The following is a 22,526-nucleotide window of genomic DNA, read 5'->3' as shown; positions in this document are numbered from 1 at the left end:
CATTTCGATAGCGCACTGCGCCGTATCCGCAAGGCTTGCGGCTCAAAACCGCAAGAATCCCTGGATCTTGTCAAGGCGGCGGCGCCGGCACGGAATGCAGCAGCACCGGCGTCTCGCCATCGCCGTTGACGGTTTCCAGCTGCACGCCGAAGCCCCACAGGCGTGCCGTGTGCTTGAGCACTTCGAGCGCATCCTCGGCCAGCGGGCGGCCCTGGTACTGGGTGTGGCGCAGCGTGAGGCAGCGGTCGCCGCGCAGGTTCACGTTCCATACCTGGATGTTGGGCTCGCGCACGCCCAGGTCGTACTGCTGCGACAGCGTCTGGCGCAGCATGCGGTAGCCGTCCTCGTTGTGGATGGCGCTGACCAGCAGCTCGCGCTCCTTGGCATCGTCGTGAATGGCGAACAGGCGCATGTCGCGCATCAGCTTGGGGCTCAGGAACTGGCCGATGAAGCTCTCGTCCTTGTAGTTCTGCATCGCATGGTGCAGCGCCGGCAGCCAGGGCGTGCCCGCCATGTCGGGAAACCAGCGCCGGTCCTCCTCGGTGGGCTCCTGGCAGATGCGCCGGATGTCGCGGTACATCGCAAAGCCCAGCGCATAGGGGTTGATGCCGCTGTAGGCGCGGTGGCCGGCGGGCGGCTGGTAGATCACGTTGGTGTGCGAGGACAGCCATTCGATCATCACGCCGTCGGTCAACCAGCCCTCGTCGTACATGGTGTTGAGCAGCGTGTAGTGCCAGAAGGTGGCCCAGCCCTCGTTCATCACCTGGGTCTGGCGCTGCGGATAGAAATACTGGGCGGTCTTGCGCACGATGCGCACGATCTCGCGCTGCCAGGGCTCGAGCAGCGGCGCGTTCTTCTCGATGAAATACAGGATGTTTTCCTCGGGCTCCTTCGGAAAGCGCAGATTCTCCGGCACGGTGCTGTCCTTGTCGGGGCGCACCGGCAGCGTGCGCCACAGCTCGTTGACCTGCTGCTGGGCATAGGCCTCGCGCTGCTCGCGCTCGGCGCGCTCGCGCGCCAGGCTTTTCTTGGACGGCCGGTGGTAGCGGTCCACGCCGAGGTTGGCCAGCGCATGGCAGGAATCGAGCCACTGCTCCACGGTGTCCAGCCCGTGTTTTTCCTCGCACTGGGCGATGAAGTCCCGGGCATAGACCAGGTAGTCGATGATGCTGCCCGCATCGGTCCACATGCCGAACAGGTAGTTGTTCTTGAAGAAGCTGTTGTGCCCGTAGGCCGCATGGGCGATCACCAGCGCCTGCATGGCGGTGGTGTTCTCCTCCATCAGATAGCTGATGCAGGGGTTGGAATTGATGACGATCTCGTAGGCCAGGCCCATGTGGCCGCGCCGGTAGCGCCGCTCGGTGGCCAGGTACTCCTTGCCATAGCTCCAGTGGCGGTAGCCCACCGGCATGCCCGCACTGGCGTAGGCATCCATCATCTGCTCGGCCGAGATCACCTCCAGCTGGTTGGGGTAGGTGTCGAGGCCGAAGCGCTCGGCCGTCGCGGCAATGGCGGCGTGGTAGCGCTCGATCAGTTCGAAAGTCCAGTCGCTGGGGTCCGGCAGCGGGCGCGTGGGCCGCTTGCCGGGCGGCAACGGCACGGAGGGAACGCCGCGCTGGGCGCGCTCGGCCGCCGCGGAATGCCTTGCGTGGTGAGATCCCTGACGCGGGGCCAGCACCGGATACTGAGAGAGGTTCATACCGATACCCCCTCTTTCTTGAACAGGTCGCGAAACACCGGATAGATGTCGGCCGGCTCCGATACCTTGCGCATGGCGAAATGCGAGAACAGCGGCACCAGCTGGCTGTACTCCTCCCACAGGTTCTGCTCTTCCTCGACCACCTGCACATAGGCGAAGTAGCGCACCAGCGGCAGGATCTTGTCGGCCAGCAGAGTGCGGCAGATGGCGCCGTCCTCGCCGAAGTTGTCGCCGTCGCTGGCCTGGGCCACGTAGATGTTCCAGTCGCCCGCGAGATAGCGCGTGCGCATGATCTGGTCGAGCAGAACCAGCGCGCTGCTGACCACCGTGCCGCCGCTTTCCGTGGAGTGGAAGAACTCGTCCTCGTTCACCTCGGCCGCCTGGGTGTGGTGGCGGATGAAGACGATGTCGATCTTTTCGTAATGGCGCGTGAGGAACAGGTACAGCAGGATGAAGAAGCGCTTGGCCAGGTCCTTGCGCTCCTGGTCCATGGAGCCGGACACGTCCATCACGCAGAACATCACGGCCTGGCTGCTGGGCTCGGGCACCTTGGTGCGACTGCGAAAGCGCAGGTCTATGGGGTCGAGAAACGCCACCTTGCCTATGCTGGCCTTCAGTGCATCGATGCGCCGCTGCAGCTCGGCCACGGCCTCGCTGGTGCCGTCGTCCTGCGCCAGCAGGGCTTCGAGCTGCGCTTCCAGGCCCTTGAGCTCGCGGTACGGCGCCTTGGTCAGCGCCATGCGCCGGCCCAGGGCGCCGCGCATGGTGCGCAGCACCGCCAGGTTGTGCGGCGTGCCGTCATGGCTGTAGCCGGCGCGGCGCGTCTTGTACTGCAGCGTGTCGCCCAGATAGGTGCGCAGCAGGCGCGGCAGGGCCAGGTCCTCGAAGAACAGCTCCATGAATTCTTCCTTGGTCAGCGTGAAGGTGAAGTCGTCCTCCCCCTCGCCGCTGTCGCTGGCCTGCGAGCCACTGCCACCGCCCGCGCCGCCCTGGGGCCGCGGAATGCGGTCGCCGCGCACATGCTCGGTGTTGCCCGGATGCACGGTGTCGCGGATGCCGCCCTGGCCGTGGCGGAACATCGGCTCGCGGATGTCCTTGCGCGGTATGGTGATATTCTCGTCCTGCTCGATATGGCGGATGTCGCGCTGGGAAACGGCCCGGCGCACCGCCTCGGCAATCTGCTGCTTGTAGCGGCGTACGAAGCGCTCGCGGTTGCCCACCGATTTGTTCTTGCCTGCGAGCCTGCGGTCGATGATTTGCAATGCCATCTGTACTCCCATGCATGGCACGGTGCGCCGCGCTGAAGGCCAGCGCCGGCGCACCGTTCAACTGCCTCAACTGCTCTTGCGCACGCGCAGGTACCACTCGCACAGCAGGCGCACCTGCTTGGGCGTATAGCCCTTGGCCTCCATGCGGGTGACGAAGTCCTCGTGCTTGCGCGCATCCTCGGCGCTGGCCTTGGCATTGAAGCTGATGACGGGCAGCAGCTCCTCGGTGTTGGAGAACATCTTCTTCTCGATCACCAGGCGCAGCTTCTCGTAGCTGGTCCAGCTCGGGTTCTTGCCCTGGTTGTTGGCGCGCGCGCGCAGCACGAAGTTGACGATCTCGTTGCGGAAGTCCTTGGCATTGGCGATGCCGGCGGGTTTCTCGACCTTCTCCAGCTCGGCATTGAGTGCATTGCGGTCGAACACCTCGCCGGTGTCGGTGTCGCGGTACTCGCTGTCCTGGATCCAGTAGTCGGCATAGGTGACGTAGCGGTCGAAGATGTTCTGGCCGTACTCGCTGTAGCTTTCCAGGTAGGCGGTCTGGATCTCCTTGCCGATGAACTCGGCGTAGTGCGGCGACAGGTATTCCTTGATGTAGCTGGTGTACTTGGTCTCGAGCTCGGCCGGGAACTGCTCGCGCTCGATCTGCTGCTCCAGCACGTACATCAGGTGCACGGGGTTGGCGGCGACTTCGGTGCTGTCGTAGTTGAAGACCTTGGACAGGATCTTGAACGCGAAGCGTGTGGAGATGCCCGACATGCCCTCGTCCACGCCGGCGTAGTCGCGGTACTCCTGGTAGCTCTTGGCGCGCGGGTCCGTGTCCTTCAGGCTTTCGCCGTCGTAGACCTGCATCTTGCTGAAGATGCTGGAGTTCTCGGGCTCCTTCAGCCGCGTGAGCACGGCGAACTGCGCCATCATCTTGAGCGTGCCGGGCGCGCATACCGCCTTGGCCAGCGAGGATTCGCGGATCAGCTTCTCGTAGATCTTCACCTCCTCGGACACGCGCAGGCAGTACGGCACCTTGACGATGTAGATGCGGTCCAGGAAGGCCTCGTTGTTCTTGTTGTTGCGGAAGGCCTTCCACTCGCTCTCGTTGCTGTGCGCCAGCACCAGGCCGTCGAACGGAATGGCGCCGAAGCCCTCCGTGCCCTTGTAGTTGCCCTCCTGCGTGGCGGTGAGCAGCGGATGCAGCACCTTGATCGGCGCCTTGAACATCTCCACGAACTCCAGCAGGCCCTGGTTGGCCAGGCACAGGCCGCCCGAGTAGCTGTAGGCGTCGGTATCGTCCTGGGCGAAGTTCTCCAGCTTGCGGATGTCCACCTTGCCCACCAGGCTGGAGATGTCCTGGTTGTTCTCGTCGCCGGGCTCGGTCTTGGCGATGGCGATCTGCTTGAGAATGCTCGGATAGCGCTTGACCACGCGGAACTGGCGGATGTCGCCGCCCAGCTCCTCCAGGCGCTTGACGGCCCAGGGCGAGAGCACATGGTTCAGGCAGCGGCGCGGAATGCCGAACTGCTCCTCCAGCACCGGCCCATCCTCCATGGGGTCGAACAGCCCCAGCGGCGACTCGTTCACCGGCGATCCCTTGAGCGCGTAGAACGGCACCTTCTGCATCAGGTACTTCAGCCGCTCGGCGATCGAGCTCTTGCCGCCGCCCACCGGTCCCAGCAGGTACAGGATCTGCTTGCGCTCCTCCAGTCCCTGGGCCGCATGGCGAAAGAAGCTCACCACCTGCTCGATGGATTCCTCCATGCCGTAGAACTCGGCAAAGGCCGGATAGCGGCGGATCACCTTGTTGGCGAACAGGCGCGACAGATGCGGATCATTGCGCGTGTCCACCATCTCGGGCTCGCCGATGGCCGCCAGCATGCGCTGGGCAGCGCTCTCGTAGGCCATGGGATCACGCTGGCACAGAGCAAGGTACTCGTCGATCGACATCTCCTCTTCGCGCAGACGAACGTAGCGTGCAGCTGAGTTGCTGATGACATCCATAGAACCTCCCGTGGCGGCACTCGGGGGCGAATCGTGCCGCTGAGTTGCAAGGCATTCGCGACCATACGAATTCGTTGTAGCACCTTGCCTGCGGATTGAACAGCTCATACGTCCTACACGCCTGTGCGCCAACCAGTATGCGAGCGGCCGGCATCAGGCGCGGCACGGGCGCCGCAGCCGCGCCAGGCCAGCAAAAAAGCGCTGTCCAGCATCCGTGGCGGCAGCGCTTTTTTTTCGATTCGCGACTACAGAAAAAGGAGCTTGGGGCGCCTTATCCCTCTCATTTCCAGGGTCAATAAGCAGGGAAATCAAGGCATGCCCGGCGCCGGCAGCAACTGTTTCAATAGCACCTTCATGCCTCCATGCCTTGGCCCGCCGGAGCCGCGGCCGCATCGGGCGAGGTGCTCCTGGCCCCGGGGCGCGTCATCGCGCTGCCCATGGCAGCGCCCATGATGCAGGCAATGGCCAGCCACTGCAGCGGCGTCAGGTGCTCATTGAGCAGCAGCATACCCATGAAGGCCGCCACCGCAGGCTCCGTGGCCAGGGCGATGCCGAAGGTTGCAGGCGGCAGGCGGCGCAGCGCCAGCATCTCCAGCGTGTATGGCAAGGCACTGGAGATGGCGGCCACCATCAGTCCGAACAGCAGGACGCCGGGCGCCAGCAGCCTGGCGCCGGCCTCGGCCACGCCGAACGGCACCACCAACAGGGCCGCGCAGGCCAGGCCCAGCGACACGGCCTGGCCGCTGGGCACATGGTCCAGGCGCTGGCCCAGCAGGATGTACAAGGCCCAGCAGATGGCTGCGCCCACCGCGCAGGCAATCCCCACCGGCGAAAGCACGAGGGTGGCGCCGCCGCCCAGGCCCACGGGCAGGATCAGGGCCAGCCCGGCCACGGCCAGCGCCAGCCAGACGAAGTCCACGGGGCGGCGGGAATGGTAGATCGCCACGGCCAGCGGCCCCGAGAACTCGATGGCCACGGCCAGGCCGAAGGGAATGCTGCGCAGCGCCATGTAGAACATCAGGTTCATGCCGCCCAGCGCCACGCCGAAGCGCAGCAGCGACCAGGCCTGCCGGCGGTCCAGAGGCCAGCGCCAGGGCCGCCACACGCACACCAGGATCAGCGCCGCAAAGCCCACGCGCAGGGCAGAAGTGCCCTGGGCCCCCACCACCGGAAACAGCTGCTTGGCCAGCGATGTGCCCACGCCCAGCGAGGTGACCGAGCCCAATACGGCCAGCAGCGGCCACCAGTGATTCCAATGATTCTTCGACATAGCGGCGTACGATATTGCATCTGCCGCGCGGAAGTTGCTTGATTTTTGCCTGTTCCGTGCAAGTTTCGCTCTCTTGCCCTTTCCCTGCCGCCATGCCCGCCGCCGACCTCGACGCCTTCGACCGCGCCATCCTGACCGAACTGCAGCGCAACAATCTCACGCCCCAGCGCCTGATCGCCGAGCGCGTGAACCTTTCGGCGCCGGCCGTGCAGCGGCGCATCAAGCGCCTGCACGAGGAAGGCGTGATAGCGGCCAATGTGGCCGTGCTCGAACCGGCCAAGGTGGGCCAGACGCTGACGGCCGTGATCACCGTGCAGCTGGTCAACGACCGGCCCGACCTGTCGCGCGGCTTTCGCGCGCGCATCGCCGGGGAAACGGCGGTGCAGCAGTGCTACTACGTGACGGGCGAGACGGACTATGTGCTGGTCGTCACGGCCGCGGACATGGAGGACTACCAGGCCATCACGCGGCGCCTGTTCGAAGGCGACGACAACATCCGCCGCTACAGCACCTCGATCGCGCTGGAGCGCGTCAAGGCCGGGCAGCAGGTGCCGCTGCGCGCCTGAGGCAGGACTTTTGTGAGGATTGGCAAGAGATTCTGATGCAGCAAGCGCCATTCGCTATCATTTCTGATAGCCGGCCCTGCTTGCGGCAGTTGCCCTTTCCCGCGCGGCGTCGCTGCGACATTCCCTATATTGCCTCCATGCGCCCAGCCGAATCCTCCGTCCGTCCGCCCCTGCCCCCCCGCCTTGCGGGCATTGCGGCGCGCCGCCGGCACGGCGGCCCCTTCATGGCGGCATGGCTGCTGTGGCTGGCCTGCGTGCTGCTGCCGCTGGCCGCAGGCGCCGCGCCGGCCCTGCCGCAGACCGGCACCCTCGGGGCACTGCAGGCCGGCCTCGGCAACGGCTCCAGCGCCAGCGAGGAGCGCCATACCGCCATCCAGGCCCAGCTGGATGCAGCCGATGCCGCCAACAAGGAAGCCGACGGCTTTGCGCAGGAGCTGGACAGCCTGCGCGCCAAGGTCCAGGCCCAGGTGCCGGCCATGCCCGCGACGCCGAACGACGAGGAGCTGGCCGGCCAGCTCGCGCGCTGGAAGGAGCGCGTTCCCGCCAACGCCAGCCAGGAAGTGCTGGAGCGCCTGCTGGCCGAGGAGCGCGAAGCCATCGCGGCACTCAAGACCGGCATCGAGAAGACCGCGGCGGACCAGGTCAACCTGGTCTCCCAGCCCAGCCAGGTGGACATGGCCACGCTGCGCCAGCGCGTGCAGCAGAGCGCGGAACCCGTGACGGCCGAGCCCGGCGAGCCGCCGGCGCTCACACAGGCGCGCCAGCTGCGGCGCAACGCCGAACACCGGCGCGCCACGCTGGAGCTGGCCCTGCGCCAGGAAGAGCAGTCCACCACCGAAACCCGCCAGCGCCTGCTGGACGCCCAGCAGCAATCCCAGCGCCGCGAACTGCTCGAGCGCACGCCCCGCGTGGCCTGGCTGAACCAGCTGATCGCCGAGCGCAGCCGCCAGCGGCTGGAGCAGCAGGCCCAGGAAGCAGCGCATACGGCCGCCCAGATCGGCGCGACCGATCCCGCCAACCGCGAACTGGCGCAGCAAAACGCCACGCTGGCCGCCCAGATACTGGACTACACCAACCGGCTGGCCCAGGAGCGCCAGACCCTGGCTGGCGACGAATACCGCCGCGACCAGCTTGCCGCCGCGCTGCGCGACACCCAGGCCCGCCTGCGCCTGGGCGGCACGGGCGCGGCCGTAGGCCAGTGGCTGTGGAAGCAATGGGTGGCGCTGCCCACGGACACCGCCGTCAAGGCGCGGCGCAAGGACCTGCAGCGCCGCCTGGCCGAACTGCGCCTGGCCCTGTTCAACTCCAGCGAATGGCGTGCCCAGCTCAACAGCGCCGTGGAAACCGGCACCGCCTCGGCCCAGCGCATCACGCTGCAGAACCGCCAGGTGACGCTGGTCGACCAGCTGCAGCCGGTGCTGCTGCGCCGCATTGCCGTGCTGGAGCAGACCGACGAAGTGCTGCAGTCGGCCCTGCGCAGCAGCAGCGAGCTGCTGCAGGTCATGGACAAGGAGCTGCTGTGGTTCCCCAGCCACCGGCCCATGGACCGCACCTGGCTGGGCGAATGGGGTGCGACGCTGCAGGGCGAGCCTTCGGCCGTCCGCCCATCGCCCTGGACCACGCTGCATGCCCTGGGCGCCAGCATGCGCGAGGCGCCGCTGGACTACGGCGCCGTCGCCGTCATCGTGGTGCTGCTGCTCGGTTTGCGCCGCCGGGCCTCGCGGCAGCTGCACGCCGTGGCACAGCGCGTGGGCAATTTCGCGCAGGACCATTTCGGCCTGAGCCTGGTCGCGCTGGGCTGGAGCCTGCTGTACGCGCTGCCCTGGAGCGTGGCCACCGCCGGCCTGGGCGGCCTGATGCAGGCCTCGGAGACGCATGGCGCCGCGCTGGAGCCGCTGGGGCGCACGCTGGGGCAGCTCAGCGACTTCATCTTCGTGGCCACGCTGCTCAATGCGCTGTTCCGCCCGGGCGGCCTGGCGCTGGCCCACTTCGGCTGGGAACCCGAGCGCGTGCAGGCGCTGCGCCAGCTGATACGGCGCGCCACCTGGCTGATCGTGCCCACCGAGCTGCTGGGCGGGCTGGCCTTCTTCAGCCACAACGACATCGCCATCAGCACCTGGGGGCGGCTGTCCATTCTCGTGATGTCGCTGGGCCTGGCCTGGATGACCTGGCGGTATCTGCGGCACAGCGCCCTGCCCCGGCAGCAGGGATTTCGCTGGTCGCAATGGCTGGCCGTGCTGCTGCTGGTGCTGCTGGCCGTCGTGGTGGCCGGCATTGCCATGGGCTATGTCTACACCGCCACAGAAGTCATCCAGGCGCTGCTGAGCAGCTTTGTGTTCCTGGCGGCCTCCGAAGTGGTGGTCGCCCTGCTGCGGCGCTGGCTGCTGCTGGGCGAACGGCGCCTGGCGCTGCGCCGCCTGCGCGAGGCGGCCATGCAGGGCCCGGCCGCCACTTCCGAGGCCGGCAAGGCGCCGCCGCCCGATGAAGCGCGCCAGATGGCCCTGGTCACGGTCAGCGCCCAGGCACACCGGCTGCTGGGCCTGCTGCAGCAGGTGCTGGTGGCGCTCAGCCTGCTCTATTCCTGGTCGCAGGTGCTGCCAGCCCTGTTGCGCTTCGAGGGCGTGGTGCTCTGGTACACCACCAATACCGGAGCCGACGGCGTGCCGCACTCCGCCCCCGTGAGCCTGATGGACGTGCTGCTGAGCGCACTCATCCTGCTGCTGACCGTCAGCCTGACGCGCAATCTGCCGGGCCTGATGGAGGTGATGCTGTCGACATCGCTGCGCATCAGCAACTCCGCACGCTACACCGCGGCCACGCTGGCCCGCTACGTCATCACCATCGCGGGCGCCATCAGCGCCTTCTCGCTGCTGGGCCTGCGCTGGGGCCAGCTCCAGTGGATGGCTGCCGCGCTGACCGTGGGCCTGGGCTTCGGGCTGCAGGAAATCTTCGCCAACTTCGTCTCGGGGCTGATCCTGCTGGTGGAGCGGCCCTTCCGCGTCGGCGACGTGATCACCATCAACACGCTGGACGGCACGGTCACGCGCATCCGCACCCGTGCCACCACGGTGCTGGACTTCGACAACAAGGAAATCGTCATCCCCAACAAGACCTTCATCACCGGCCAGGTGACGAACTGGACCTTGAGCGACGACGTGACCCGCCTGGTCATCGACATCGCCGTGGCCCATGGCAACGATCCGGCCCGGGTGCGCGACATGCTGCTGGCCATTGCCAACGAGCATCCGCAGGTGCTGCGCGATCCGGCGCCGAACTGCTGGTTCATGGCGCTGGAGGGCAACGGCCAGAAGTTCGAGCTGCGCGCCTATGTGGGCGCCGTGGGCGACCGCCTGCAGGTGCGCAACGACCTCAACCGGCGCATCAACGAACAGCTGACGGCAGCCGGCATTGCCATTGCCTTCCCGCAGATGGACATCCATGTGCGCGACCTGCCGACCGAGCCTGCATCCCGGCCGTATCGGCCGCAACAGCGGGACTGAGCACTGCAGCAGAGCCGGGGCCTGCCCCGGCTTCGTTCATCCGGCCTTGGCCGCAGCATCCCAACCACCGCCCAGCGCCCGGATGAGGGCCACCGTCGCGGTGTACTGCGCGGTGCGCACCTGCAGGGCCTGGCGCCGGTTGCGCAGCTCGTTGCGGCGCGCGTCCAGCAGTTCGAGCTGGCTCACCAGGCCATTGCGGTAGCGCACATCCGACAGGTGCGTGGCCCGCTCGGACGATTGCACGGCCTGCCCCAGCACCTGGGCCTGGCCGGCCAGCAGGCGCAGGGCGCTGAGCTGGTCTTCCACCTCGCGCAAGGCTGCCAGCACCTGGCCGCGCTGGGCTGCCACGGCAGCCTCCAGCCGCGCACGGGCGCCCTCTTCCTGCGCGGCCCGCTGGCCGCCGTCGAAGACGGGCAGCGACAGCAGAGCGCCTATGCCCCATGACCGCGCCGACCACTTGAACAGGTCGCCCAGCTCCGGCGACGCATAGCCGCCATTGCCCGTGAGCGTGATGGCCGGAAACCACGCGGCCTGTGCCACGCCCACGCGCGCCTGGGCGGCAAGCACCGAGGCCTGGGCCGCAGCCACGTCGGGGCGGCGCGCCAGCACGGTGGCGGGCACGCCCTGCGGAATCACCGGCAGCGTTGCCTCGGCGGCAGACGAGGCCAGCGTGAAGTTGGTAGCCACGTCGCCCACCAGCACGGCCAGGGCATGCGTGAGTGCGGCCTGCTGGCGCTCCAGCGCCAGCGTCTCGGCCTCGGTGGCGGAGACCTCGGTCTGCATGCGCGCCACGTCCAGCTCGGCCGCATCGCCGGCCCGGTAGCGCCGCTCGATCAGCTTCAGTGTCTCGCGGTAGGCCGCCAGGCTCTGCTCCACCAGCTGGCGCTCGGCCTGCAGCGAGCGCAGCTGCAGATAGGTCTGCGCCACGTCGGCCTGCACCATCAGGCGCGTGCTCTGCAGCAGCGCCTCGCGTGCGTTGGCATCCTCGCGGGCGGCCTCGCTGGCGCGCGACAGCCGGCCGAACAGGTCGGCCTCGTACGAGAAGTTCAGGCCGGCCGTGACCAGGGTCGCCGGCTGCAGGCCGTTGGCGGTGTTGGCACCGGCCTGGCGCACGGCGCCGCCCGCGGCACCGATCTGCGGCTGGCGCTGCGCATCGGCCGAGCGCAGCAGCGCGCGGGCCTCGGCCAGGCGGGCCGCCGCGGCCTGCACATCGGTATTGGCCTGGCCGGCGCGCTCCACGAGAGCGCTGAGCTCGGGGTCGGCAAACGCCAGCCACCAGGTGCCGCGCGGCTGGGCCTCGGCCGGGGCGGCTGTCGTCCAGCCAGGGGCTGCAGCGTCCTTGCCGGCGCTGAAGCGCGCGGGCACGGCAACGCCGGCATGCTCGGCCACCGTGGGCGGCGCGCTGGCGCAGCCCGCAAGCACCAGGGCCGCCATCAGCGCGCTCAAGGGCAGCGCCAGGGATCGAATGCGTTGCATCGCGTTCATATCGGAATCCATTCTTGAAATGCGTTCATTCGTCATGGGCACGTGGCGCAGCAGGCAGGGGCAAGGACGATGCGCCGCCGCCGGACTCGCTGATCGGCGCGACATGGCTGCCGTGCTGCTGCAGCGGCCGGTTGCCGGCCAGGCGGCGCAGCGCCACGTAGAACACCGGCGTCAGGAAGAGGCCGAAGGCCGTCACGCCGATCATTCCGCTGAACACGGCCACGCCCATGGCGCTGCGCATCTCCGAGCCCGCGCCGGTGGACAGCACCAGCGGCAGCACACCCATGATGAAAGCCATCGAGGTCATCAGGATGGGCCGCAGGCGCAGGCGGCTGGCCTCGATGGCCGCCTGCACCGGCGTGCGCCCGGCGAACTCCAGCTCGCGGGCGAATTCGACGATCAGGATCGCGTTCTTGGCCGACAGCCCCACCAGCACGATGAGCCCGATCTGCGTGAACACGTTGTTGTCGCCGTGCGAGAGCCACACGCCGGTCATCGCAGCCAGCAGGCCCATGGGCACGATCAGGATGATGGCGATGGGCAGCGTGAGGCTTTCATACTGCGCCGCCAGCACCAGGAACACCAGCAGGATGGCGATGGGGAACACCAGCACGGCCGAATTGCCCGCGAGGATCTCCTGGTAGGTCAGCTCCGTCCACTCGAAGCCTATGCCCGGCGGCAGCGTCTCGGCCGCCACCCGCTCGATGGCAGCGCGTGCCTGCCCCGACGAGAAGCCCGGCGCGGGGCCGCCGTTCACGTCGGCCGCGAGGAAGCCGTTGTAGCGCATGGTGCGCTCGGGGCCGTAGCTGGGGTCGAGCTTCATCAGCGCGGACAGCGGCACCATCTCGCCGGTCATCGAGCGCACCTTGAGCTGGCCCACGTCCTCGGGCCGCGCGCGGAAGGCCGCGTCGGCCTGCACGCGTACGCTGTAGGTACGGCCGAACTCGTTGAAGTCGTTCGCATACAGGCTGCCCAGGTAGATCTGCAGCGTCTCGAAGATATCCGCCACCGGCACGCCGAGCTGGCGCGCCTTGGTGCGGTCGATATCGGCATAGAGCTGCGGCACGTTGACCTGCCAGCTGGTGAACAGGCCGGCCAGCTCGGGCGTCTGGTAGGCCTTGGCCATGAAGGCCTTCACGGCGGCATCCATGCCGGCGTAGCCCAGCGAGCCCCGGTCCTCGATCTGCAGCTTGAAGCCGCCCGTGGTGCCCAGCCCCGCCACCGGCGGCGGCGGGAACATGGCGATGAAGGCATCCTGGATCTGGCCGAAGGCCTGGTTCAGTTGACCGGCCACGGCCGCGCCGCTCTGGTCGGCACGCGTGCGCTCGGCAAAGGGCTTGAGCGTCACGAACACGATGCCGGCGTTGGAGCTGTTGGTGAAGCCGTTGATCGACAGGCCCGGGAAGGCAATGGCGTCCTCCACGTTCGGATTCTGCTTGACGATCTCGCCCATGCGGCGGATCACGTTATCGGTGCGGTCCAGTGTGGCGCCGTCCGGCAGTTGCGCAAAGCCGACGAGGTACTGCTTGTCCTGCATGGGCACGAAACCGCCCGGCACCAGGTGGAACAGGCCCCAGGTCGCGCCCACCAGGGCCAGATACAAGGCCAGCATGCCGGCCTTGTGCCCGATCACGCGCCGCACACCGCCGCTGTAGGCCTCGGAGCCGCGGTGGAATACCGCGTTGAAGCGCTTGAAGAAGCCGCCCAGCACGCGGTCCATGCCGCGCGTGAGCGCGTCCTTGGGCTCGTGGTGGCCCTTGAGCAGCAATGCACTCAGCGCCGGCGAGAGGGTCAGCGAATTGATGGCCGAGATCACCGTGGAGATCGCGATGGTCACCGCGAACTGGCGGTAGAACTGCCCCGTGAGGCCGCTGATGAAGGCCAGCGGCACGAACACGGCCACCAGCACCAGCGCGATGGCGATGATGGGGCCCGAGACCTCGCGCATGGCGCGGTAGGTGGCCTCGCGTGGCGTGAGCCCGGCCTCGATGTTGCGCTCCACGTTTTCAACCACCACGATGGCGTCGTCCACCACGATGCCGATGGCCAGCACCAGGCCGAACAGCGACAGCGCGTTGATCGAGAAGCCGAGCAGGTGCAGCACGGCGAAGGTACCCACCACGGACACGGGCACCGCCAGCAGCGGGATGATGGAAGCGCGCCAGGTCTGCAGGAACAGGATCACCACGATCACCACCAGCGCAATGGCCTCGAGCAGCGTATGGACTACCGACTCGATGGAGGCGCGCACAAACTGCGTCGGGTCGTACGCAATGCGGTATTCCACGCCCTCGGGCATGAGCTGGGCCAGTTCGGCCATGGTCTTGCGCACGTTCTCGGAGATCTCGAGTGCATTCGAGCCCGGCGCCTGGAACACGCCCATGCCCACGGCCGGATCGTTGTTGAGCAGCGAGCGCAGCGAATAGTCCGCCGCTCCCAGCTCCAGCCGGGCAATGTCGCGCAGCCGGGTGATGGCTCCGTCCGCACCGGTCTTGACGATGATGTCGCCGAACTCCTGGGGGCTGGAAAGCCGCCCCTGGGCGTTGATCGACATCTGCGTGTCCACGCCGGGCAGCCCGGGCGAGGCGCCCACCACGCCGGCCGCCGCCTGCACGTTCTGCTTGCGGATGGCAGCCACCACGTCGCTGGCCGACAGGCCGCGCTGCGCCACCTTCTGCGGGTCGAGCCAGGCGCGCATGGAATAGTCGCCGCCGCCGAAGATCTGCACCTGCCCCACGCCTGGGATGCGGGCCAAGCGGTCCTTCACGTTGAGCACCGCGTAGTTGCGCAGGTAGTCGATGTCGTAGCGGCCGTTGGGCGAGACCATGTGCACCACCATGGTCAGGTCGGGCGCGCTCTTGACCGTGGTCACGCCCAGGCGGCGCACTTCCTCGGGCAGGCGCGGCTCGGCCTGCGAGACGCGGTTCTGCACCAGCTGCTGGGCCTTGTCGGGGTCGGTGCCGAGCTTGAAGGTGACGGTGAGCGTCATCACCCCGTCGGTCGTGGCCTGGCTGCCCATGTAGAGCATGCCTTCCACGCCGTTGATGGATTCCTCCAGCGGCGTGGCCACAGTCTCGGCGATCACCTTGGGGCTGGCGCCCGGATACTGCGCGCGCACCACCACCGAGGGCGGCGCGACCTCGGGATATTCCGAGATCGGCAACGCCCGCATGGCGATCAGGCCCGCGAGAAAGATGAGCACCGACAGCACGCCCGCGAAGATCGGGCGGTCGATGAAAAATCGGGAAAGGTTCATGGCGTAGCGAAGTTAGGGTTTTCAGGCCGCGGGTTGCTTGGCGGCGCTGCGGCCATCGGCCAGCTCGGCCTTGGCGTCCATGGGCACGTCCTGCGGCGCGACCACCACGCCGGGGCGCACGCGCTGCAGTCCGTTGACGACGATGCGCTCGCCCGCCTTGAGGCCCGAGGTGACCACGCGCAGACCGTTGACCGGCGCGCCCAGCTGCACCTCGCGGTACTCGGCCTTGTTGCCGTCGCCGATCACCAGCACGAACTTCTTGCTCTGGTCCGTGCCCACGGCGCGCTCGTTGATGAGCACGGCCTGCGTGCTCTGTGGCTGGCCCATGCGGATGCGCGCGAACTGCCCCGCCATGAGCGTGCCGTCGGCATTGCCGAACACCGCGCGCACGCGCACCGTGCCGCTTTTCGCATCGACCTGGTTGTCGATGAGCTGCAGGTGGCCGGCATAGGGCGTTCCGTCACCCGTGCCCACCCCCATCTGCACGGGAATGCTCTCGATCAGCGCACGCGTACTGCGGCCCTCGCGCGTGCCCTGCAGGGCGCTGGCCACCACCTGCTCGTCCACGTCGAAGCTGGCATACATCGGGTCCACCGACACCAGGGTGGTCAGCACCGGGGCACCGGCGCCCGAGCCCACCAGGTTGCCGGCGGTGACCTCGATACGCCCCACGCGCCCGTTGACCGGAGCCTTCACCTGCGTGTAGCCCAGGTTCAGCCGGGCGGTCTGCAGCGCCGCCTGGGCAGCGCGCAGGTTCGCGTCGGCCTCGCGCTGGGCATTCACGCGTTCGTCGTATTCCTTCTGCGCGATCGCGCGCTCGTCCCACAGGCGCGCAGCGCGCTCGGACTCGCTCTGCGTGTAAGCCATGCGCGCCCTCGCGGCAACGACCTGCGCCTCGGCGCGGTCGACCTCAGCCGCATAGGGAGCAGGGTCCACGGTGAACAGCAGATCGCCGGCCTTCACCAGCGCGCCCTCCTTGAAGTGCACCGCCTGCACGGCACCCGACACCCGCGGTCGCACATCCACGCGCTGCACGGCCTCCAGCCGGCCGGAGAACTCGTTCCACAGCGTCACATCCTGCTGCATGACCTGCGCTACGGAGACCGGCACGGCCGACGGGGCCACCTGCTGCGCGGGCGCCTCGGCATGCGATGCCTGCAGGCCCAGCATGGCCGCAGTCGTGGCTATCACGGCCGCAGCAACGCCGGCTGCAGCCCACCGGCAACGGTTAGAAAGTTTGGAATGGTCGTTCATGGCAAGGTCTTCAGATTCAATGGGTGGAGGCAGGAAGAGCGCTTCCTGCGGCGGGCAAGCCTCCTCCCTTCCGGCACCCGGGCCAGGAATCGAAGGGAAGAAGCAGGAAAAAGGCGCAGCTGTGCCCAGTCCGGCCCGGGGGCCGGATCAGGTCGGCAGTCTCAGCAGGATGGGGTCAGGTCAGAGCCGACATCGCGTCGTCTCGAAAAACTTGCGCAGCTGCCCCTCGCAGGGACAGGTCTCGGGGGGGGGCTCCATGAGCGCCTGTGGCCACTGCCCCACTTCGGGAAACACATGCAGAAAGACTGTCAATCCGGCAGCTTGCAGGCGTGCAGCGTAGTTCTGCGCTTCATCGCGCATGGGATCTTCCTGCCCTGCCAGGATCAGCGTGGGCGGCAGGCCTGCCAGGCGGCGCGCGCGCGCCGGGACGGCATAGGGATGTTCGGCATCGTGCGGGCTGCTCAGGTACTGGCACCAGCCCGAAGCCCATTTGCACTCGACGGATTCGCCCTGCGCGGCACGCTGCGAAGGCGTGGCTGCGCAGGGGTCCAGCATCGGCGAGATCAGGATCTGCCCGGCCAGCGGCGGATGCAGCTGGTCGCGCGCCATCAGGCACACGCCGGCGGCCAGGTTGGCGCCGGCCTCCTCGCCCGCCAGATAGAGCGGCGCGCCCTTGCCTGCCAGCCTAGTGCGCTGCCGGTAGGCCCACTGCAGCACTGCATAGCCCAGCTCCAGCGGACGGGGAAACGGATGCTCCGGCGCGAGCGGGTAGGCCACCGACACCACGCAGGCGCCGGCAGTAGCCAGAGCACTGCCCACCGTGCAGCCATTGTCCAGATCCCCGGCCACGAAGGCTCCGCCATGGAAGTGCACCACCAGCGGGGACACCTCGCCCCGCTTCTTGCTGCCGTACATGCGCACGCTGGCCTGCATGCCGTCCGCCACGTCGATGGTGGTGTCGGTATGGGAGAAGGTCGGCGATGCAGGTGCTTTGGTATTCGGCATGGAGCTTCCGGACTGACCGGTTGATGTGATGGCAATGTAGCGGTGCGCATTGGCGGCATAAACCCCGCAAACGCAGCCACACTGTTTCCAAACTCTGAATAATGATGGCCCGACCCGTGTGTGAGAATCCGCATCCTCGGCGAGCCCGGGATTTCGCGAGGACAAGGAGATCTGATGGATCAGATTCAGGCGATGCGTATTTTCGCGCGTGTTGTGGAAGCAGGAACATTCACACGTGCAGCCGATTCGCTGCAGATGCCCAAAGCCAGTGTGACCAAGAACATCCAGGCACTCGAGGAGCGCCTGCGCGTGAAGCTGCTCAACCGCACCACGCGCCGCGTCACGGTGACCGCCGACGGCGCGGCCTACTATGACCGCGCCGTGCGCCTGCTGGCCGATTTCGACGATCTGGAAGCCAGCGTGAGCCAGGCCCGCACCACGCCGCGCGGCCGGCTGCGCGTGGACGTGGGCACCACCGTGGCGCGCCTGCTCATCATCCCCCACCTGGCCGAGTTCCAGACGCGCTACCCCGAGATACAGATCGACCTGGGCGTGAGCGACCGCACCGTGGACCTCATCAGCGACAACGTGGACTGCGTGATCCGCGGCGGCGAGCTGGCCGACCAGTCCCTGGTGGCGCGGCGCATCGGCAATCTGGAGTTCATCACCGTCGCCGCCCCCGACTATCTGGCGCGCCACGGTGTTCCCTGCCACCCCGGCGAGCTGGAGTCCGGCCACCGCAATGTGATCTATTTCTCGCCGGTTTCGGCACGGCGCTATCCGCTGGAGTTCCACAAGAATGGCGAAGTGATCGAGATCGCCAGCCCCGCCCATCTCTGCGTGAACGAAGGCAATGCCTACATCAGTGCGCTTCTCGCAGGCCAGGGCATCGGGCAGGCCAGCCGTTTCCAGGTCCACGAGCATCTGGAGGCCGGCCGCCTGCAGAGAATTCTGGACGACTGGAAGCATCCTCTGCTGCCGGTCTATGTGGTCTACCCGCCCAACTCCCACCTCAGCGCCAAGGTGCGCGCCTTCGTGGACTGGGTGGTGGATCTGTTTGCCAAGAATCCCCTGCTGCAGGGCGGCGAGGCAGCCAGGCGCCACTAGGCGCCAGCGACATGCGGTACGCCTGCCATGGCAGCCACACCCTCGTGCACGGCTGCGGCCCGCCTTTGCGCCAGCCTCATGCCTGCACCAATGCCTGAATTGACTGCGGCTGGCCGCCGCCAAGCTTGAACACGCCAACGGTACGTGCCAGCCTGCCCGTCTGCTGGCGCAGGCTTTCGGCGGCAGCCGCACTTTGCTCGACCAGCGCAGCATTTTGCTGGGTGACATCGTCCAGCTGGCGCACGGCCTCGCCGACCGAAACCATGCCCTCGCGCTGCTCGGTGCTGGCGCGCGTGATCTCGCCGATCAGGCTGCTCACCCGTTCGACCTGCCGGACGATATCGTTCATGGTCTTGCCGGCATTGTTCACCAGGCTCGCTCCCATCTCGACCTTTTCCACGCTGCTGCCGATCAGGCCGCGGATGTCCTTGGCCGCCTGGGCACTGCGCTGGGCCAGTTGCCGCACCTCGCCGGCCACCACCGCAAAGCCCCGGCCCTGTTCGCCGGCACGTGCGGCCTCGACCGCTGCATTGAGCGCCAGGATATTGGTCTGGAAAGCCAGGCTGTCGATCACGCCCGTGATTTCCGCAATCTGCCGGGAGCCGTTGCTGATTTCCTCCATGGTCGCTACCACCTGGCCGACCACTGCACCGCCCTGGGCAGCGACTTCGGAAGCATCGCCGGCAAGCCGCCGGGCTTGCTGGGCGGCTTCTGCGCTCTGCCTGACATTTCCCACCAGTTGTTCCATGGCCGAGGCAGTCTGCTGAAGCTGGCCTGCGGCAACTTCGGTGCGCCGCGAAAGATCCTGGTTGCCCGCCTCGATTTCCACCGTGGCCTGCTGCAACGACTCGCTGCCTTCGCGGATCTCGTGCAGGACGGCGGCAATCTTCTCGACAAACCGGTTGAAGGCCGCGGCGATCTGTGCCACTTCGTCCTGGCCATGCACCGGCAGGCGCCGGCTCAGATCGCCATCGCCCGAACCGATCTCGTTCATGGCATCACGAACCTCCGAAAGCCGCCGGAATGCACGCGCGGTCAGCAAGCCGACCGCCACTGCAGCGCCAAAGGCTACCAGCACAATGGCGGCAACCGAGGTCTGGAATACATGGGCCAGGCCCTCGGTTGCTTCCGCGCGATCCAGAGCCACCACCAACGACCAGTCGGTGCCACGCACAGGCTTGGCACGCAGCAGTTTGGGCACCCCATCGAACACCAGTTCGATCGATGCCTGCGCCTTGGCCAGCGCAGCCATGGTCTGCGGAGTCAGTTGGTCGGACAACGTGCTGGCAGGCTTGCGCATCAGTTCGGCATTGGGATGTGCCAGCAACTGGCCGCTGCCATCGACCACAAAGCCGAAGCTCGATGGCGTGGGATGGACTGCGGCCACGACCTCGCGCACGCCGTCCAGAAACACGGCAGCCGATACGGCACCTGCCGGCCTGCCTTCCTTGAGCAGCGGGGCGGCAAAGGACACCATGGCCTTGCCGGTGTTCGCGTCGGCATATGGCTTGGTTACCAGCAGCTTGCCGGCCGCCACGGCTTCCTTGTACCAGGGGCGGCTCGTGGGATCGAAGCCCGGCGGAGTGGGTTTGCTGGAAACCGCCGTCCTGTCCTGCCAGCCTGCAGTCACGATACGGAACCCTCCCGATTGCTCGAGCTGCCGCACCACCGTGCCGGCATCGCCCTGCCCCAACGCCTGGACCGCCGCCTCCACCATGGCCGAGCGCGATGCCACCCATTCATCGACTGCGAGCGCATGGCCATTTGCCACGGCCGCAAGGTTCTGCTCCACCGCATCGAGACTGCTGCCGCGAACGATGTAGTAGGTCGCCCCGCCTGTAAGAGCCAGAGCCACCGCCACGATGGCGGTGCAGGACACGAGCATGCGTGCTCGGAGGGTTGAAAGCATGGGAACTCCTGTGATCGAAAGAACCGCTGAAGAAAAGAGGTGCGTCTGGCCCTCTTGCTGCAAGCATTTCGTCACGCCCCAGCGAAACTGTAGACATCATTGAAAACAACTGTGTTGACAAAAATGTGCAAATTCCTGCTTTCATCTGACCTTTCCGTACATAGCCTTTCACAGCACGGACTCACCCACAAACCGCGTCACCGGTTGCAGCCACCTGAATGGCAAGCAGGAGTTCCACCGCCTTTTCCGGACATCATGAAAAAAGAATAGCTGTCGCAAGAAAGCACTGCTTCTGAATTGTTTACATATCAACCGTCAATTCATTGCAAGCGCCTTGGCAGATTTTTCCAGGTCAACCCAATACACCATGAACCTGCAAGTTTCCCAGGCATGGAAAGCGCTATCGGGTTGAACACAGCTTTGCAAAACTTATATTTGTGATTTTTGAATCATCTTGTTAAAAATTCCCGAGCCACATTTTCATCTTCTGTTTTCCAGGGAGGAGAGCCAAATGGATGTAGTGATCAAAACCAGTTACAACATGGAACTTGTCGTGCTGTCCTATGCGATCTCCATGATCGGCGCCTTCATCGCACTGGTTTCGGCTCAGCGGCTCACTGCCGACACCCGAGACCGCCAGTCCTATTTGATAAATCTCGGCAGCGCAGGCATTGCGCTAGGCGGCATTGGGGTGTGGTCCATGCATTTCATTGCCATGCTGGCAGTGCGAATGGATATGGGCCTGGGTTATTCCTTATGGGAGACGTGCATCTCGCTGATTGCCGCTATTTGCATTTCGGCTTTTGCCTTCCACATCGTTGCCCGCGATCCGCACAACATCAGGCGCCTGCTCACCGCAGGCATGATGCTTGGCATGGGCGCAGTCGTCATGCATTACCTTGGCATGTATGGCATGCGCTTTGGCGGTTATTTCCAATGGGATTACGGGCGCATCGGCCTCTCGGTACTGATTGCTCTGGTAGCGGCGACGGCAGCGCTGTGGCTGGCTTTCCATACCAGTCAGCTGAGCGTGCGCTTGCTGGCAGCCGCCATCATGGCGATTGCTGTTTGCGCCATGCATTACACCGGCATGAGTGCCGCCGAATTCATCTGCACCACCGAAAATCGCCGAGCCATCCCTTCAGGCCCCGATATCGTGAGCACATTGGGCCTGCCCATGGTCGTGATCACGCTGGCCCTCGGCATGTCCCTGGCTCTGCTGCTGGACTTGGCACTGACGTCCTTCCAAAGCCATGCCCAAGGCACGCGCCGCAAGGACTTTGCCGTATCGCAGCTGCCCTGATTGCGACGCAATGCCATAACCCTGAAACCAAAGGTCTGAACAGGATTCAGGCCATTATTCAGTGGCCATAGATCTACCGGTATCCGGATATCTGAACAAAGCGCTCCCATGGAGCGCTTTTTATATTTCGGAGCTGACTTCAAAAAGCCGGATGCATCGTTTTACCGGATCTGCACTTCGGCCCTCACAGGAACCACGGTTACGTAACGTACCCCGTAACGTTTCCACGACCGGGTACATGGCACGCATGCATAACTCCTGAAACTTCAACAGCTTAGAAGCTCCAGGCTTCTTGGCATGTCATGGCATGTTTGTTGCATTCAAGAAAAACGCGCCGATTTTTGGGTAGTTCCTACCCATTGCATTGCTCACGGAAAGGAGCATTTCAACGACAGATCTGCATAGATTACTTCTATTAATGCTCCTCACCATGGACCCGCCATTTTGAATGAGCAGAAATATTTCTCTACTCAGTTATAGAGAGACAAGGATTGATCTCGACCGATTGTTCACAGTAACGGCCTTGCCGATGCATAGCAGGAGACCGCATAGCGGTCTCCGTAAGAAGAAAGGGTTCATCGGAGCAGCGATCAGAAACAGTTGAATCACGGGCAGCGTATTGCAGATACGCAATATCTACGTAGCAACGAAGACAGAAAGAACAGTCATATGAATGCAGATAAAGGAAAAAACGGTTATTCCAGTGGTGCAGGCGGCTCCTTCTCGGGCAGTGTCGAGATTGGCGTCAACATTGGAGGCTTGGTCAACGGCGTCATCAACACCGTTGCTGGTGAACATGGAGTAATCAAAAGCGTGGTTGGCGGCATCAATGCCGGCGGCCTGCTGGGCGGTGTGGTCGGGGGCGTTGACGGCGGTGGCCTGATCGGGGGCATCGTTGGCGGTGCCGATGGTTCC

The 22,526-nt window shown here is 66.0% G+C and carries 13 protein-coding genes and 1 pseudogene; 5 read left to right on the top strand and 9 right to left on the bottom strand.

Annotated features, from left to right (window positions below; translation table 11 throughout):
- Positions 1–70: 70 nt before the first annotated feature.
- The 4 genes from Cte04_RS13955 to Cte04_RS13940 form a co-directional block, all read right to left on the bottom strand.
- Positions 71–1,699, bottom strand: coding sequence for a SpoVR family protein (locus Cte04_RS13955; protein WP_066478884.1), 1,629 nt, complete (start codon positions 1,697–1,699; stop codon positions 71–73).
- Complete coding sequence (locus tag Cte04_RS13950) at positions 1,696–2,967, bottom strand: YeaH/YhbH family protein (protein WP_066478881.1); 1,272 nt, start codon at positions 2,965–2,967, stop codon at positions 1,696–1,698. The genes Cte04_RS13955 and Cte04_RS13950 overlap by 4 nt, the downstream gene beginning before the upstream one ends.
- Before the next feature lie 66 nt (positions 2,968–3,033).
- Positions 3,034–4,956: a PrkA family serine protein kinase gene (locus tag Cte04_RS13945; RefSeq protein ID WP_066478876.1), complete on the bottom strand. Its 1,923-nt coding sequence runs from the start codon at positions 4,954–4,956 to the stop codon at positions 3,034–3,036.
- 352 nt (positions 4,957–5,308) lie between these two features.
- A complete protein-coding gene (locus Cte04_RS13940) occupies positions 5,309–6,226 on the bottom strand; it encodes an EamA family transporter (RefSeq protein WP_066478870.1) in 918 nt (305 codons plus the stop codon).
- 92 nt (positions 6,227–6,318) lie between these two features.
- On the opposite strand from Cte04_RS13940, the gene Cte04_RS13935 reads away from it, so the two are divergent.
- Both Cte04_RS13935 and Cte04_RS13930 read left to right on the top strand, forming a co-directional pair.
- Positions 6,319–6,792, top strand: coding sequence for an Lrp/AsnC family transcriptional regulator (locus Cte04_RS13935; protein ID WP_066478862.1), 474 nt, complete (start codon positions 6,319–6,321; stop codon positions 6,790–6,792).
- 137 nt (positions 6,793–6,929) lie between these two features.
- A complete protein-coding gene (locus Cte04_RS13930; protein WP_245633378.1) occupies positions 6,930–10,292 on the top strand; it encodes a mechanosensitive ion channel domain-containing protein in 3,363 nt (1,120 codons plus the stop codon).
- Positions 10,293–10,328: 36 nt separating this feature from the next.
- On the opposite strand, the gene Cte04_RS13925 is transcribed toward Cte04_RS13930, so the two are convergent.
- The 4 genes from Cte04_RS13925 to Cte04_RS13910 form a co-directional block, all read right to left on the bottom strand.
- Positions 10,329–11,789, bottom strand: a complete 1,461-nt coding sequence (locus Cte04_RS13925; RefSeq protein WP_066478860.1) for an efflux transporter outer membrane subunit — start codon at positions 11,787–11,789, stop codon at positions 10,329–10,331.
- A gap of 13 nt (positions 11,790–11,802) precedes the next feature.
- Positions 11,803–15,033 (bottom strand): efflux RND transporter permease subunit, encoded by a 3,231-nt coding sequence (locus tag Cte04_RS13920; RefSeq protein WP_066478852.1) that lies wholly within the window; start codon positions 15,031–15,033, stop codon positions 11,803–11,805.
- A gap of 21 nt (positions 15,034–15,054) precedes the next feature.
- Positions 15,055–16,287, bottom strand: a complete 1,233-nt coding sequence (locus tag Cte04_RS13915; protein ID WP_066478850.1) for an efflux RND transporter periplasmic adaptor subunit — start codon at positions 16,285–16,287, stop codon at positions 15,055–15,057.
- Between the two features lie 180 nt (positions 16,288–16,467).
- Complete coding sequence (locus Cte04_RS13910; protein WP_066478847.1) at positions 16,468–17,292, bottom strand: alpha/beta hydrolase; 825 nt, start codon at positions 17,290–17,292, stop codon at positions 16,468–16,470.
- A gap of 174 nt (positions 17,293–17,466) precedes the next feature.
- Here Cte04_RS13910 and Cte04_RS13905 point away from each other — a divergent pair, with 174 nt between their 5' ends.
- Positions 17,467–18,399, top strand: a complete 933-nt coding sequence (locus Cte04_RS13905) for a LysR family transcriptional regulator (RefSeq protein WP_066478841.1) — start codon at positions 17,467–17,469, stop codon at positions 18,397–18,399.
- 76 nt (positions 18,400–18,475) lie between these two features.
- Here Cte04_RS13905 and Cte04_RS13900 read toward each other — a convergent pair whose 3' ends face one another.
- A complete protein-coding gene (locus Cte04_RS13900; protein WP_066478838.1) occupies positions 18,476–20,308 on the bottom strand; it encodes a methyl-accepting chemotaxis protein in 1,833 nt (610 codons plus the stop codon).
- A 511-nt stretch (positions 20,309–20,819) separates the two neighbouring features.
- On the opposite strand from Cte04_RS13900, the gene Cte04_RS13895 reads away from it, so the two are divergent.
- Entirely contained in the window at positions 20,820–21,611 is a 792-nt protein-coding gene (locus tag Cte04_RS13895) for an MHYT domain-containing protein (RefSeq protein WP_066478835.1), read from the top strand.
- A gap of 669 nt (positions 21,612–22,280) precedes the next feature.
- A pseudogene (locus Cte04_RS13890) lies at positions 22,281–22,526 on the top strand (hypothetical protein); the annotation flags it as partial.

The organism is Comamonas terrae (assembly GCF_001544075.1).
GTDB classification, from domain to species: domain Bacteria; phylum Pseudomonadota; class Gammaproteobacteria; order Burkholderiales; family Burkholderiaceae_C; genus Comamonas; species Comamonas terrae.
Note: the sequence above shows the minus strand (reverse complement) of the source record. Positions and strands in the feature narration are given on the sequence as shown.